We start from the raw sequence: 14411 nt of genomic DNA, 5'->3' as shown, positions 1-14411 counted from the left end.
TCACCCTTTCATCACTTTATTTTCAACCTTGTTCCATATTTTCTTTATTTCATTTGCTGAAGGGCAATCGTACGAAATAACGGGTTTAGCCTGTTCGGTGGCGGTTTTTACTATCGTATCGTAAGGTATCTTCCCAAGTATTTCCAACGAGTTCTCTTCACAGTACTTTTCTATTTGTCGTGTTTGTTCTTCGTTGATATCGTATTTGTTTATCACAATTCCCATTGGTATTCTGAAATGTTCAACGGTTTTAACGATACGCTTTAAATCGTGCAGACCACTCATCGTTGGTTCGGCGACGATAACGACGTAACTTGTGGAAGTTATAGAAGACGTTGCAGGGCACCCTATACCTGGAGCACCATCTATGATGATGAGATGGATATCTTCTTCATGTGCCACGCTTACAGCCTTTTTCCTCACTTCCGCTATAAGCCCTCCCGTTGTTTCTTCGCCGGGCCTCAAAAGTGCGTGGATCATAGGTCCTTTTTCAGTTTGGGAAGAGTAATATTCTCCGCTCAGGCTGTCTTCAAGCCTCAAAGCGCCAGTCGGGCACTTCATAACGCAGGCGTTGCATCCTTCACACGCGTATTCTTTTACAAAATACTTTTCTCCATCAAATCCTATCGCTTCAAACCTGCACGTTTCTTGACATATTCCACATTTTGTACATTTATCCTGATCTAAAACGGCTTTTTTCGATCCTATATATTGCTGAGTTTCTTTTATTTTGGGTTTCAAAATTATATGGAGATTTGGGGCATCAACATCGCAATCGGCCATTACCCTTGAATCGGCTAGATAAGAAAATGAGGCCGACAGCGTTGTTTTTCCAGTTCCACCTTTTCCACTTACTATTGCTATTTGTTTCAACATTTGACGTTCGCCTCGACTTTCTCGTACAAGTCGATGAATTTTTCCACATATTCATCTTTGTCCTTTGAAAAAAGCTTACCATTCGAATAGCTTCTCGCTATTTCTACATCGTAAGGTATTTTCATCATAAGAGGAATGTTTTCGCTCTCAAGGTATTTTTCAACTTCGGTGTAAACGCCATCGTATCTGTTTACGATTACTCCCATTGGAATATTCAAATCCTTTATCGCGTTCACGGAGAGCTGTAAATCGTGTAGTCCAAAGGGTGTTGGCTCGGTAACCAAGAGTGCAAAATCCATATCTTGCAATGTTTCAACCACCGGGCACGACGTGCCTGGAGGAGAATCTATAACGATTACATCGGCGTTTTCATCCATATGCTTTTTCATCTGTCTTATTATTCTTACCGCTGAGGGTTCCCCTATGTTAAGTATTCCTTCGCCAAACGAAATTCCATCTTTTGTCTTGCCAAGTTTTATTTTTCCTATTGGTTTTGGCTCTTCTGAAATAGCGTTGACAGGGCATACCATGGAGCAAACTCCACAACCGTGACACAGGTATTCAAATACCATTATATGTTTTGGTGAAACACTTATAGCCGAGAACTCGCACGCTTTGGCACATGCACCACAATGAGTGCATACATTCCTATCAATTTTTGGAATCAAGATGTTGACAGATTCTTCTTGAGTGTACTCAATTTCAAAGAAGATATGAGAGTTTGGCTCTTCTGCATCCGCATCCAAAAGCTGAACTTTCTTTCCCACTTTGTGAAGGGAATAAGCCAAATTCGTCGCGACAGTTGTTTTTCCGGTTCCACCTTTTCCAGACAGGACAGCTATTTTCCTCATACTCTTTTCAATTCTCCACTTTCAAATTTTTCTATAGCTTCTGATGCTTTTAAGCCTCTTCCATCGTACACGGCTATTTCAGCGCTTTTCAAGGCTTCCATAGCGTTTCCGCCCGGCAAAGCGGATATCAAAACTTCGGCACCGTTGTCTATGGCAATTTGAACTGCCTTAGGCCCCATACCATGCGCCATATCAGCATCGTTGCTTATGGGCTCAAATTTTTTGCTTTCCGTATCGTAAATCAAAAAATAGGGGGCCCTTGCAAATCTATCCGCTATTGCGCTTTCCAAAGTTGGTTCGCTCGTTGCGAGCATGATCTTCATAAAAACACCTCCAAAAATTTTATGTATTTTGCATATATATGATATATGCTTGATTTTTCATACGCTTTTCAAAATGGTGAATTTCTTATCTTGCAAACAAACGTAAAATTTTTTAAAAACTGCCATATGCGTTTGTGGTTATCGCTCTTACACACTTCGATTCAATTTTACATCTAAATATGCTTTTAAACAAAAAATTTTGCAAGAAATTCTTCTTGACAATTCAATTTTATTGATATATAATTCAAAAAAATTAAACTATAAATAAAAATTTTTGATAAAGTGAAGAATAAATTTGATTTTTTAGAGAATCAGTCAGGAGGTGATCGAATGGCATTTGTATCCCGTTGCCCTTCATGTGGACATAAAATGGATGTGGTGGCCTTGAAGTGTCCCGTATGTGGCACAGGAGTTACCGGAAAGTTTGAGATAGACGAACTTTTTAGCCTTTCAAAAGAGCAAATGAATTTTGTTAAAGTATTCCTAAAAAATCGTGGGAATTTAAGTGAAGTACAAAAAGAATTGGGAATATCCTATCCAACGGCAAGGAACCGTCTTGACGAAATCGTTAAAGCTTTAGGATATGACGTAAAAGAAGATAAAATTGATGAACGAGAAGTGTTGGAAAAATTGAAAAGTGGAGAAATAAGTGCAAGTGAAGCGATTTCCATGTTAAGGAGGATGAAAAAGAATGAAGATGAGTAAGAATTTTCGCTTTAAAAGCTTGCCCAACGTGAAAGAGATAATTTTTCACTCCGTCTCCACAGATATGAATTTTCTTTCCTGGGATGAAAACGTATTGGAAATAGACGTAGAGTTATCGGGATTTAAAGACGAAGTGGAAGAATACGAACCAGTAGTGGAAAATCACGGTAACACGGTAGACGTTTTCTTTTTGAAGAAAAAAGCGTTTTCAATTTCGTTTTTTGGAACGTCATTCACTTCACTTAAAGCTTTAAAAGCGACGGTAAAAGTTCCAAAGGAAATCGCTTTGAACGCGAAAAGCACTTCCGGTGATATACACATGAATAAAACATCCTTTAAAAAAATGGAGATAACGACCATTTCTGGAGACTTTAACGCAAAAAATGTATTCTGTCACGAAATGAAAGCAAAACTCACAAGCGGAGATGTGAAGGTAGAAGGGTTATCACAAGCAAAAAGAATTGAAATCCGCTCAATTTCTGGAGACGTATTCTTAAGAAACGTTCACTTTCTTGAAGGCTTCATTCATTCAACATCTGGAGACGTGAAGATGATGGAAATTCTTCCCGACATAAAAAATTTAAACGTAAAGACCATCTCTGGAGATGTACATCTTTACTACGCTTTACAACCAAAGCTCCACGTGGAATTTTCAACCGTAAGTGGTGATATAAACGTGAATGGACGAACGTTTAAGGGAAAAGCTAAAAATATAGATTTCAACATAGGAAAAAATCCAGATTCGTTTCTGAAATTCAAAAGCGTTTCTGGAGATTTAAAAGTGAATTTTAAAGATGATAAAGAATTTAACTTCGACTCCAGCACTGATAATGATATAAAGTCGACACTTCGTGATATTATGAAAAAGAAGAAGGCTACGACAGAGGAAATTATGGAACTTATGGAAACGATGGGATATTCAAAGGAAGAAATAGAAGAATTTTTGAAGGAAAGTGAGGAAATTCAAAGATGAAAGCATTTCCAATATTCTTGATTTTAATAGGAATACTTGGCTTTCTCTCTATTTTTGGAATGATGAGCGTAACCTTTGGCATATTAGTAGGAATATTTTTTGCGATCGTGTTTACAATTGAAGGAATCAGGGAATTGATAAACGGTAACTTAGTGGGGATAGGGAGCGTTCTATTTTCCATATTCATAATCATCAAGCTCTTTTTCATAAGTATGACGTTTGGACAGCTCTTTATGGCTTTTATAGCCTCTTACGCTATAGCAATAGGATTTCACATGCTTTTTAAAAGAAGAGAAAGAATACGCTTTTAGCAAAATTGAAAAGTACAGGGGCAACAAATGATTGAGGATGAAGAAAATAAAAAAGAAATGTCTCAAAAACTATTTAACAAAAATTACGTGCTCTTATGGCTTGGGCAAATGGTTTCCGCCACCGGAAATTCCATCCAGTACATTGCCCTGATGTGGTGGATTATGGAGAAGTTTCCTTCCAACCAATCGGGCATCGTTATAGGTTGGATGTTCGCTTCTAACATGATTCCAGTGGCAGCGATTGGGCCATTTGCGGGAGTTCTTGTCGATAGAATAAGCAGAAAGGCCATTGTGGTGTTGGCCGATGCATTACGGGGGGTTTTGATATTATGGATGGCGTACCTTGCGTATACAAATCAATTGACAACTTTTTGGATATATTTCATATCCGCTCTAATGGGAATTGGAGCCGCATTTTTTAGACCATCACTGCAGGCCACAATTCCAAACATAGTTCCCGATAAGCATTTAACAAAAGCTAACAGTTTGTTTCAAACTGGCATGCAGTTTGCCCAAATAATAGGCCCGGCAATTGGCGGCGTTTTGGTAGGATTTATGGGCACATTTTTCGTGTTTTCCCTAAATGGTGTATCATTTCTCATCTCAGCAATAACAGAAATGTTCATAGATTTTAGGCAAAAGCATAGAAAAAGTAAAAGGGCAAAGTCTTTCTTGCGTGATTTTAAAGAGGTGCTGAAATTCACATATGCCAAAAAGATGATATTTTGGACCATGATAATAGCATCGCTCTTGAGCTTTGCTTTTGCACCGGTCGATATCCTTATAGCAAAACAGGTTAAGGTCGTTTACCATCTTGGCGCGTTGGAACTTGGATATGTTGTCAGTGCATTCGCACTGGGAATGATAATTGGAGCTGGATTGCTTTCGATTCTTCCAGAACTGAAAAAGAAGCATAACGTGATAATTTTAAACATGCTTGCGGCGGGATTGCTTTTTTCAATTATGGGGTTTGCCTCGAACTTCGTGATCTTTTTGGTGTTATCATTGATAATAGGTGTTAACGTTTCAATTTCGGATGTGCTTTTCATGGTCGTTTTGCAAAGAATCATTCCAGACGAAAAACGTGGGAGAGTTTTCAGCGTCTTGACGACGGCTGGAACCGTTTTGCAACCGGTATCCCTCGCATTGATCGGATGGGCATCGGCGATTTTGGCTAACTCCATAATATTCCTTTCCCTTGGCATCATGGTAACATTCGGTTCACTTTTCATGTACCTGGTGCCTGGAATAAAGGAAATATAATGAGCAAGCCGAAAAGTTGAATGAGGAGAGTAAGAAAATGAAAAGCATAGAAAATATCAAGAATGTGCTGAACAAAATCAAAGGGGATGTAGAAAAAGGGGCTCTTTGGAGTGTAATGGGGCGCATAGATAAAGTGGTTGGCTTGACTATTGAATCTATAGGTCCAAACGCACCATTGGGGGAATTGTGCGAAATAGAATCTCCATACGGTAAAGTGCTGGCGGAAATAGTTGGATTCAAAGAAAACAAAGTTATACTGATGCCTTTAAGCGATACGGAAGGGCTTTCCATTGGTGCTCCAATACGTGCCACCGGTGAAAGATTGTCCGTGCCTGTTGGAAATGAAATTTTAACAAGGGTAATAGACGGTCTTGGAAATCCTATGGATGGGGAGCCTTTGCCTTTATCAAAATCTTACCCACTCAACGCTTCTCCCCCAAATCCCATAAAAAGAAAGATGATAAAAACACCTCTCCCTGTTGGTGTAAGAGCAATAGACGCCTTTTTGACAATAGGAAAAGGTCAAAGAATAGGAATATTTTCAGGAAGTGGTGTTGGAAAATCAACGCTTATGGGTATGATCGCAAGAAACGCCAAATCTGACGTAAACGTCATCTGCCTTGTTGGAGAAAGGGGAAGAGAGGTAAGGGAATTCATAGAAAGAGATCTGGGAAGCGGAATAGAACGTTCTGTTGTCGTTGTGGCAACAAGTGATAAGCCAGCGCTCGTAAGGGTAAAGGCCATCTTCACCGCGACGGCCATAGCGGAATACTTTAGAGATCAGGGTAAAGATGTGCTTCTAATGGTAGACTCCTTAACGAGATTTGCGCTCGCTCAAAGAGAGGTTGGCCTGGCCATCGGTGAGCCTCCTGCGACACGTGGGTACACCCCAAGTGTTTTTGCGCTTTTTCCAAAAATATTAGAAAGGGCGGGAAATTCAGATAAAGGATCCATAACTGGCATATACACAGTTTTAGTGGAAGGAGACGATATAAACGAACCCATAAGCGACACCGCGAGAGGAATATTAGATGGTCACATAGTTTTAACGCGTGAATTGGCAAATGCGAACCATTATCCAGCCATAGACATTTTGAAAAGCGTTAGCAGGGTTATGCCATCAGTGATGGATAGAGAAATTGTACAAAGTGCAATGGCACTACGAGATATCATGTCAACTTACAACTCGGTTAAAGACATGATAAGCGTTGGAGCTTATAAAAAGGGTACTGATCCAAAGATAGATCGCTCAATAGAAATGCACGACAAAATAGAAGAGTTCCTCAAGCAAGCTGTAGACGATCCAGCTCCATTTGAAAAAACTCTTGAAACTTTAAAAAAATTAGCTCAAGAGGCTACATCTTAAGAATATCTGGACGCCTGTATTTTCTTCCATTTATCTCAAATTCCAAGTACGGCCATCTTCCATCATCGTTGAGGCTTATCAGCTCCATACCATTGGCAGTTCGAATGTAAGTATCCTCCGATTTGGTGCCAGTTATAGTTGGATTCCATGCCAATGCCATTCCGTCTTCTATTTGAAATGGAAAGTGAGGAATGGCGACGAATTCTCGTGTTCTGTATCCCGTTACCCCACCCTGATGGTGAAGCTGCCATTCTTGTGGGTAGCCGTGAAAATCGTATATATTTTCTATATCAAAGAAAATCTGAGAAATCAGAGATTTTTCAAAAGAAGAGTTTATGATTTTGGCGTCTATAAGGGCATTAATTTTATGCTGATCTTCAAATTTTTCATCTCTTTTGAATTCTATAGTCCGTGTTGTTGAAATCACCAGGCCAAACATTTTGGCACAGACAGACGCTATACATCTATCGCCAAGCTTTACCTCACGCGGTAGGTTATGCCTGTAAAGCCTCCTGCTTTCATCTCCAAAAACCAATACCAAGAGCGTGTCCAGCCCTTCTCGTGAAAGTTCCCTTTCTATTAGCGACTTGGCCTCCAATTCCGTCATATCCGGAGAAAAAGTTCTCATCGCATTTTCCAACGCTCGGGCACTTTTTAAGCCAACTATTTTGTACCTTTTCTGCTCGTATTCGCTTAATTTAAGCCTTGAATGAAAGAGAAAATTTTTGAAGTTAGGTTCGTCTTCGTAAAGAATTTCATTTCCATCTGAAAGTTTCTTTACCATATCGTCAATCTTCGTGTACCACGGAAATTCCACAACCGTGAAATTAGAAGTAAGCTCTTCCCTTTTCATTCTTTCTCTTTCGATGTTTTTTGTGATAACGTAAGATTCTTCTTTTGTCAAGAAAACAACGGCGCTTCCTTCATCATCCGACAAAGCTATGTAAGATCGCCCTCCGGAAGTAATCCAAGCAAAGTTTTCTATACCACTCACAACGGCTCCTTTGGCGCCTCTTTCTAACATGTAATTTCTTACCTTTTCTACTTTCGTATTTACATCTTCTTCCCTTTCTATTTCCATAAATTCACCTCTTATTTTTTACTCTTCTTCGCAGTAGTTCGTTTCAAAAATACCTCTTTTAACATTATACAACTAAAAATGGGAGAAAAGCTTGCTTGTGGTAAAATACATTTAACAGTGTTTTTTCAAAATGGGGGTGTACAAATTGGATTTGTTAGACGGTTTCGGAAATATTTTTTCTGTTGTAAAGAAAAAGCCCTCCGTTGTGGTTCCCGCCCTCTTTGGAATAGGGGCGATCTTATTATTCAATCTTGTCATCTTCGAATACGTGGTTATTTTAAAAATAAGTGGAATGGTGTGGCTACCTTTTGCTTTTAACGTTTTGAAATGGGCCATTATTTTTTCCATCTCAGGTTGGACAGCACTCTTGATGAAATACGAAGATCTCAACTACGAAAAAGTGTTTTCAAAATCCTTTACTAACTTGTTCGTTTTTTGCACATTTATGGCTTTTTTCACTGTGGCCGGCTTTTCATTGTACTTCGTTCCAGGAATGTTTATCCTCTTTTTTCTGCTTTACATCCCAACGTATTCGGTCGTTAAAAATGATAGCAATGCTCTGAATGGCTTTAAAGAAAACATGAAATTCATCCTGGAAGATGCGCACGTTATACACACTCTCGTTTCTTTGATAATAATCACCCTTTTTCTTCTGATACCTTACGTTGGCGAGTACTTTGCGGCTTTCTTTTACATGCTGTGGATACCAAACATTTACATATCTGAAAAAGAAGCACAGGCTCTAAAACAAGAAAACCTCAACAACGAATTCTGAAAGAGGTGTGCACTTGGTAGAATACGAAAAAATCATCGAAGAAATCGTAGATTCAATAAGAAAAGATCGCGGAGAAGAGTCCGCGAAAATTGTTCAAAAAGCGTATGAATTTGCAAAAAGAGCCCACGAAGGTCAAAAACGTGATAGTGGTGAACCTTATATTTGTCATCCAGTGAGTGTTGCTAAGATCGTTTTCGACCTTGGTATGGACCCTCAAACTATCTGTGGGGCGTTACTACACGACGTAGTGGAAGACACGGATGTTAGCCTTGAAGAAATAAAAGAAAAATTTGGAAACGAAGTTGAATTGATCGTTGATGGCCTCACCAAAATTCAATCTCTGGAAAAAGAAGACGTGAAGTTTTCAGAAATAGAAACGATAAGAAAGATGATATTCGCAATGGCACAAGACGTCCGGGTAGTTATTGTAAAACTCGCCGATAGGCTTCACAATATGCGAACTCTAAAAACATTTGGAAATGAAAAGAGAAGAAAGGAAAAGGCTAAGCAAACTTTAGAAATTTACGCGCCAATAGCCAATAGACTAGGCATATACACGATCAAAAGCGAATTAGAAGATCTTTCTTTTAAGTACGTTTATCCTCAAGAGTACAAAAAAATAAAGGAGCTCATAGACAAGAAAATAAATCAAAGGGCAGAAGAAATAGCCTACTATAAGGATAAACTTGAAAGCGCTTTAAAAAGAAATAAAGTTGATTTTGTTGAAGTGAACGGACGTGCAAAACATTTTTACAGCATCTGGAGAAAGATGAAGAATAAAAACAAAGAATTCAGTGAAGTTTACGATCTTTTCGCTTTAAGGGTAATCACGAAAGATATTCCAACGTGCTATGCGGCCCTTGGAGTGGTGCACAGTTTATGGAGACCCATTCCGGGAAGGTTCAAAGATTACATTGCTTCTCCAAAATCAAATGGCTACCGTTCGCTTCATACCAGCACAGTAACCGAAAAGGGAGAAGTTCTGGAAATTCAAATAAGAGACGAAAAAATGCACAAAGAAGCCGAATATGGAATGGCGGCACATTGGAAATACAAAGAAGGAAATGTGAAGAACAGTGAATGGATAGAAAGGCTTCTTGAATGGCAAAAAAATTACGTTAAGGGCCTCACAAATTGGGAAGAACTCACAAAAGAGCTTCAACTAGATGACGTTTTCGTTTTCACTCCCGAAGGAGAAGTGAAGAGCCTTCCAAAAGGATCCACACCAATTGATTTCGCTTATTCCATACATACAGAAATAGGAAACCATTACACAGGGGCAATAGTAAACGGAAAGATGGTACCAATAGGCTACAAGCTGAAAAACGGCGATAGAGTACGAATATTAGTTGACAAAAACAGTTCTGGTCCAAGTTTAGATTGGTTGAGATATGCCGAGAGTTCAAGAACTAAGGCGAAAATAAAAAAATTCTTGAGGGACAAATACTCAGAAGAGTACGTTTCGCGTGGACAAGAAATTCTCAGAGAAGTACTGAAAAAGTACCGTATTTCCCTTGAAGACTTTTTTAAAAGTGAAAAGGTGAAGCGTTACTTCGAAAATCACCATATAGAAAACGAAAGGGAGTTCAAGTTAAGACTTGGAGAAGGCGCTATAACTTCTGTAAGTGTTGAAAGCCTTTTAGAAGAAAAAAAGACAAAGGAAAATTTCACTCAATCTCCACCAAAAACGCACGGAAGGGAAATCTTCATAGAAGATTTAGATGGAATAGAATTTCATCTTGCCAAATGTTGTAACCCCGTTCCAGGTGATCCGATCGTTGGAGTGGTTACTAGAAATCATGGAATAAGCATTCACACTGCCGACTGTAAAAACCTGAAGAATTTTGACAAGAGTAGACTTGTAAAAGTCTCGTGGGGTATGGAATCAGGTGAGCTTTTCAGCGTCGGGATAGCACTTAAAGCTTACGATCGTGAAGGACTTCTTGGAGATATAATAAATCGCATAAGAGAAAAACACGTTCAACTTGCCGGTATAAATTCCTGGGTAGATGACGTCGGAATAGCTCACGTTTCCATAATCGTAAACGTATCCGATCTTAAACAATTAAAAGATGTTATTTCGCATGTGAAAAAAGAAAAGGGTGTTTTGGAAGTCCATAGACAAAGAGGAGGCAATAATGAGGGCGGTAGTACAAAGGGTTAAATGGGCAAAAGTTGAAGTTGAAGAAGAAATAGTTGGAAAAATAGAAAAAGGCTTGTTGGTATTTTTGGGAGTTGGAAAAGACGATGATCAAAAAGATCTCGAATGGATGACAAACAAAATACCAAACTTGAGAATATTCGAAGATGAAAACGAAAAAATGAACAAATCCCTTTTAGACGTAGGCGGGCAACTCTTAGTTGTGTCGCAGTTTACACTTTACGGGGATTGTAGAAGGGGAAGAAGGCCATCTTTCACATTTGCGGCGGATCCCAAAAAGGCCAAGGAAATGTACGAGACTTTTTGCGAAATTTTGAAAAAGAAGTATTCCATAAAAGTGGAAAAGGGAATTTTTCAAGCGGACATGAAAGTCTCTCTTTTGAACGATGGTCCGGTTACCATGTTGTTAGAATCAAAGGGAACTTTTTAAAATCATGATTGAGGGCCGTGATGCCTCAAAATAAAATCTACATTTGGATTTGACGGAATCGGGACGCCTCCTTTCTGTTTTCTTTTTTTCATGAATCTCGAGAAGCTCGTTTGAGCATTTAACTATCTTACGTTTTAAGTCGTATAAATCCAGTTTTTCATGGATTGCTCTGAGAGCTTCTTTTTTCTCTTGAGACACATCTTTGGAATTCAAGACTCTTTCATATGGGGTGGTGGCTTTGTCGTAGCGTTTTATCACTTTGCTTGAGTCTCTCACTTTTTCAATCAATTTCATCGAAGCTTGGAAGTGATTGTTATAGAGTCTTAAGTATCCATACAATTTGTTCAACAGCTCCAATTCTTCTTGAGTGTCATATCTAAGATATCCAACATTTCTCCTGACTACAGACCAATTCTTTTGTTCAACATGAGAGTTGTCATTCTTTTTGTATTTACGTGAGCGTGTGAAATCAATCTTGTGAGATTCACAATACTTCAAAAGATGTGCGTTTATGAATTCAGAACCGTTGTCTGAATTTATGCCAAGCATTTCAAACGGCAATCTCTTACGTATAACGTCAATCGCTTGAACAGTCCAGATTTGCGCTTTGTTCTTTATCGCTACTATTTCATCCCATCCACTCGCTACATCCACCATATCTAAGCTGTAACAAAAATCTCCTTTTGCATCTCCGCCATCATGTCCAACCAGGTCCACTTGAAAAAAGCCTACCTTTGAATCAGACCATTGTGAGAATGTCTTTATCTTTATTTGTTGCTTCAAGAGGCTCCGCGGTTTCGTGTGAGACCTACCCTTTATCTTAAACCTTTTTCTTTCATCCTTTAGCATTCTGTCAATGGTAGAAGCGCTCATAGTGAGAAGTTTCTCTTTTACTTGTCGTGTAAAGGGAAAATGTCCATGCTTGTCGAGATTATCCACACTTTCATTCATGGCAGATTTCAATCGTTTTCCACATGCAAAGTCCATTATCTTCCAGACCCATACAAGTGCTTCGAGTACATCCCTTGTATAAATTTTCTTTCTTCCTGCCTTATGATTGGATAATCTCTTAGTTTTTGCTCTTTCGACATGCGTTTTCAAAATATGAGCCGCGTAACTTCGATTATAACCCGTTGTTTGAATGAACTCATCCAATATCTTTGTTTTATCCTTCTTAGATGCTCTCACATAACGCTTATGCAAGATATTCACCAGCTTTTTTCTCTCATTCATTTTCAGCTCTTTCATCTTCTCACCCACTTTGAAATTGATAAGGTGTTTGAGAAGATTATCCGTCATTCACTCATGATTTCGTGTAGATTTTTATTTTGACTCATCGACTCGATTTCATGTAGATTTTTTATGAGTCAATTCGAGGGCTTGATCAAAACTCACTCTTTATGGTAAAATCTTTCTCGAAGACAGTGCGGGCATAGCTCAGATGGTAGAGCATCGGCCTTCCAAGCCGAGTGTCGCGGGTTCGAATCCCGTTGCTCGCTCCAAAAACGGGCATCTAAAGATGCCCGTTTTTCAAATAAAAGTGGTGATTTGCCTTGTTGATGGTAAAGATCGTATTCGTGCTTTTGGGAATTGTGTCTTACGTGTACACAGGGGTAAGAATTTTGAAAATGCGCGTCAAATTCACAGCCTTCGTGTATTTTCTTCTTCTTTCGGTATTTGCGCTTGCTGTTGTGTTTGATAACACCATCTTTATACTTTCGTGGTCATCTTTCAGCCTTCTTATTTCGGCTTTGATCTACATATTGGCACGATAAAGCAACAAATGCCGTTTAATGCTTTGTAAAAAGTATGCATGCGAATTTTCAGAATTGAATAAAATCCTTTAAAAGTGTAAAATTTGAATTGGAAATGTTCTACTTGAATTCAGAAGGAGAAAATAAACAGAAAGATCTCATTATTCCCACACTTGCGAACGAAAAAACCAGACTGGAGTTCGATTGAATCGATTCTTAAACAAAGGAAAATACATGACAATAAACGGGAAAAAAATTGTAGTGAACGCTTCCTATGGAGGAGATTGAGACGTTAATAGTCAACGATGAAATTTTGAAAAGCTTTATCTCGTGTCATAGAAAAGCTTTTTTACTGGAAAAAGAAGCGAGGCAGCGGGATTTATCCCAAAAAAATGAAAAACTTTATTTTAAAGCCAAATACGAAGGTATGGTGCTCTTTTCGAAAGCGGATGACTTTGTGGAAATGAATGGCCAAAAGTTTGTTGTGCTGGACGTTCATTCTGCCACAATTCGTGAGAGGCATAAAATTTCAGCTTCTTTTTTGGCCTTCATCATGGCATTAAACAAAAATGAGATTCCAATTTCTTTTAGAACACCAGAAGGTTTAAAAATTGTATATCCACGCATTGATAAAGCAAAACAAATACTCCTTAAAATAAAGGAAATCCTTTCAAGGAAAAAAGCGCCCAATCCCACTTTCTCTTTTGCGTGTAGAAATTGTCCTTTCCATACCGAATGTGTTGAATTTGCTTCAAAAGAAGGAGACATATCAATGATAAACGGTATTGGTGAGGGAAGGAAGAAAGCACTCCAAAAAGCTGGATATTCAACGATAAACGAAGTGTCAAAAGCGGACCCCAAGCTATTGGCTAAGTACATGGGGATAAACGTTCAACAAGCGCAAAAAATAGTGCTTCAAGCCCTGTCAGTTAACACATCAAAGTGGTTTTTGGTGAATAACAAAGATAAGGATTTGAAAATTTTCAACAGAAATTACGAGTACTTTTTTGACGTTGAAAAAGCCGCGGACGAAACCTACCTCTTCGGCATTCTCTTAAAAGAAAAAAATGAAGTTACGTACAGGTACTTCCTTTTGCTTGAAAACGAATGGAAAGTGGAATGGGAAAACTTTTTGAATTTTGTAAACGTTCATCCGCGCACTCCAATTTACCACTACGATGTTTTTGACAGAAATGTGATGGAAAAATTTGCTTTCATGTCTTCCAAAAACGTTGATAGAACTCTAAAACGCTTTCAAGACATGTACAACCTGGTAAAGCGCTATTTTGTCGTACCGGTAAGATTCTACTCTTTAAAAGACGTGGCAAAGAGTATAGGTTTTAATTGGAGAGTGGAAAACTTCAACGGTTATGAAGCCATGAAGCAGCTTACCGAATGGAAAAACAAAAAAGATAAGGCGCTTCTTCAAAAGATAGTAGAGTACAATGAAGACGATTGCAGGGCTCTCATGGTTGTGAAAGAAAAAGTGAGTGAGATGATGAAGCGAAGCGAAAAGTGAAAAAAGCGGGGAATTCCCCGCTT

The 14411-nt window shown here is 38.7% G+C and carries 15 protein-coding genes and 1 tRNA gene; 11 read left to right on the top strand and 5 right to left on the bottom strand.

Annotation, left to right across the window (positions count from 1 at the left end):
* Genes ACXJIN_RS03245 through ACXJIN_RS03235 form a run of 3 tightly spaced genes read right to left on the bottom strand, consistent with a single transcriptional unit; the run spans position 1 to position 2050 of the window.
* Positions 1-876 carry an ATP-binding protein gene (locus ACXJIN_RS03245; protein ID WP_456399364.1) on the bottom strand — a complete coding sequence of 292 codons (876 nt, stop codon included), beginning with the start codon at positions 874-876 and terminating at the stop codon, positions 1-3.
* Positions 870-1727 carry an ATP-binding protein gene (locus ACXJIN_RS03240; RefSeq protein ID WP_456399363.1) on the bottom strand — a complete coding sequence of 286 codons (858 nt, stop codon included), beginning with the start codon at positions 1725-1727 and terminating at the stop codon, positions 870-872. Before ACXJIN_RS03240 ends, ACXJIN_RS03245 begins: the two co-directional genes overlap by 7 nt.
* Complete coding sequence (locus tag ACXJIN_RS03235) at positions 1724-2050, bottom strand: NifB/NifX family molybdenum-iron cluster-binding protein (protein WP_456399362.1); 327 nt, start codon at positions 2048-2050, stop codon at positions 1724-1726. The genes ACXJIN_RS03240 and ACXJIN_RS03235 overlap by 4 nt, the downstream gene beginning before the upstream one ends.
* Positions 2051-2380: 330 nt before the next feature.
* Here ACXJIN_RS03235 and ACXJIN_RS03230 point away from each other — a divergent pair, with 330 nt between their 5' ends.
* From ACXJIN_RS03230 to fliI, 5 genes are read left to right on the top strand one after another with little or no spacing between them, the layout of a single operon-like run.
* Positions 2381-2755, top strand: coding sequence for a DUF2089 domain-containing protein (locus ACXJIN_RS03230; RefSeq protein ID WP_456399361.1), 375 nt, complete (start codon positions 2381-2383; stop codon positions 2753-2755).
* Complete coding sequence (locus ACXJIN_RS03225) at positions 2742-3728, top strand: DUF4097 family beta strand repeat-containing protein (RefSeq protein ID WP_456399360.1); 987 nt, start codon at positions 2742-2744, stop codon at positions 3726-3728. Before ACXJIN_RS03230 ends, ACXJIN_RS03225 begins: the two co-directional genes overlap by 14 nt.
* Positions 3725-4039 carry a hypothetical protein gene (locus ACXJIN_RS03220; protein WP_456399359.1) on the top strand — a complete coding sequence of 105 codons (315 nt, stop codon included), beginning with the start codon at positions 3725-3727 and terminating at the stop codon, positions 4037-4039. Before ACXJIN_RS03225 ends, ACXJIN_RS03220 begins: the two co-directional genes overlap by 4 nt.
* A 27-nt stretch (positions 4040-4066) precedes the next feature.
* Entirely contained in the window at positions 4067-5302 is a 1236-nt protein-coding gene (locus ACXJIN_RS03215) for an MFS transporter (protein ID WP_456399358.1), read from the top strand.
* Positions 5303-5339: 37 nt separating this feature from the next.
* Positions 5340-6668 (top strand): flagellar protein export ATPase FliI, encoded by a 1329-nt coding sequence (gene fliI, locus ACXJIN_RS03210; protein WP_456399357.1) that lies wholly within the window; start codon positions 5340-5342, stop codon positions 6666-6668.
* On the opposite strand, the gene ACXJIN_RS03205 is transcribed toward fliI, so the two are convergent.
* Entirely contained in the window at positions 6658-7749 is a 1092-nt protein-coding gene (locus ACXJIN_RS03205) for a M24 family metallopeptidase (protein WP_456399356.1), read from the bottom strand. The genes fliI and ACXJIN_RS03205 overlap by 11 nt on opposite strands.
* Positions 7750-7894: 145 nt before the next feature.
* Between ACXJIN_RS03205 and ACXJIN_RS03200 the strand changes: the two genes are divergently transcribed.
* Genes ACXJIN_RS03200 through dtd form a run of 3 tightly spaced genes read left to right on the top strand, consistent with a single transcriptional unit; the run spans position 7895 to position 11115 of the window.
* The gene (locus tag ACXJIN_RS03200; RefSeq protein WP_456399355.1) at positions 7895-8524 is read left to right on the top strand and encodes a hypothetical protein; all 630 of its coding nucleotides are present in this window, start codon (positions 7895-7897) and stop codon (positions 8522-8524) included.
* A 13-nt stretch (positions 8525-8537) separates the two neighbouring features.
* Positions 8538-10688, top strand: coding sequence for a RelA/SpoT family protein (locus ACXJIN_RS03195; RefSeq protein WP_456399354.1), 2151 nt, complete (start codon positions 8538-8540; stop codon positions 10686-10688).
* Complete coding sequence (dtd, locus tag ACXJIN_RS03190; RefSeq protein ID WP_456399353.1) at positions 10663-11115, top strand: D-aminoacyl-tRNA deacylase; 453 nt, start codon at positions 10663-10665, stop codon at positions 11113-11115. The genes ACXJIN_RS03195 and dtd overlap by 26 nt, the downstream gene beginning before the upstream one ends.
* Here the strand turns inward: dtd and ACXJIN_RS03185 are convergent.
* Positions 11098-12348 (bottom strand): DDE-type integrase/transposase/recombinase, encoded by a 1251-nt coding sequence (locus ACXJIN_RS03185; protein WP_456399404.1) that lies wholly within the window; start codon positions 12346-12348, stop codon positions 11098-11100. The two genes, dtd and ACXJIN_RS03185, sit on opposite strands and share 18 nt — an antisense overlap.
* Before the next feature lie 193 nt (positions 12349-12541).
* On the opposite strand from ACXJIN_RS03185, the gene ACXJIN_RS03180 reads away from it, so the two are divergent.
* From ACXJIN_RS03180 to ACXJIN_RS03170, 3 genes are all read left to right on the top strand, one after another.
* Positions 12542-12617, top strand: a tRNA-Gly gene (locus ACXJIN_RS03180).
* A 57-nt stretch (positions 12618-12674) separates the two neighbouring features.
* Positions 12675-12890 (top strand): hypothetical protein, encoded by a 216-nt coding sequence (locus ACXJIN_RS03175; protein ID WP_456399352.1) that lies wholly within the window; start codon positions 12675-12677, stop codon positions 12888-12890.
* Between the two features lie 253 nt (positions 12891-13143).
* Complete coding sequence (locus tag ACXJIN_RS03170; protein ID WP_456399351.1) at positions 13144-14388, top strand: TM0106 family RecB-like putative nuclease; 1245 nt, start codon at positions 13144-13146, stop codon at positions 14386-14388.
* Positions 14389-14411 lie beyond the last annotated feature (23 nt).

Source organism: Mesoaciditoga sp. (assembly GCF_054006115.1).
Note: the sequence above shows the minus strand (reverse complement) of the source record. Positions and strands in the feature narration are given on the sequence as shown.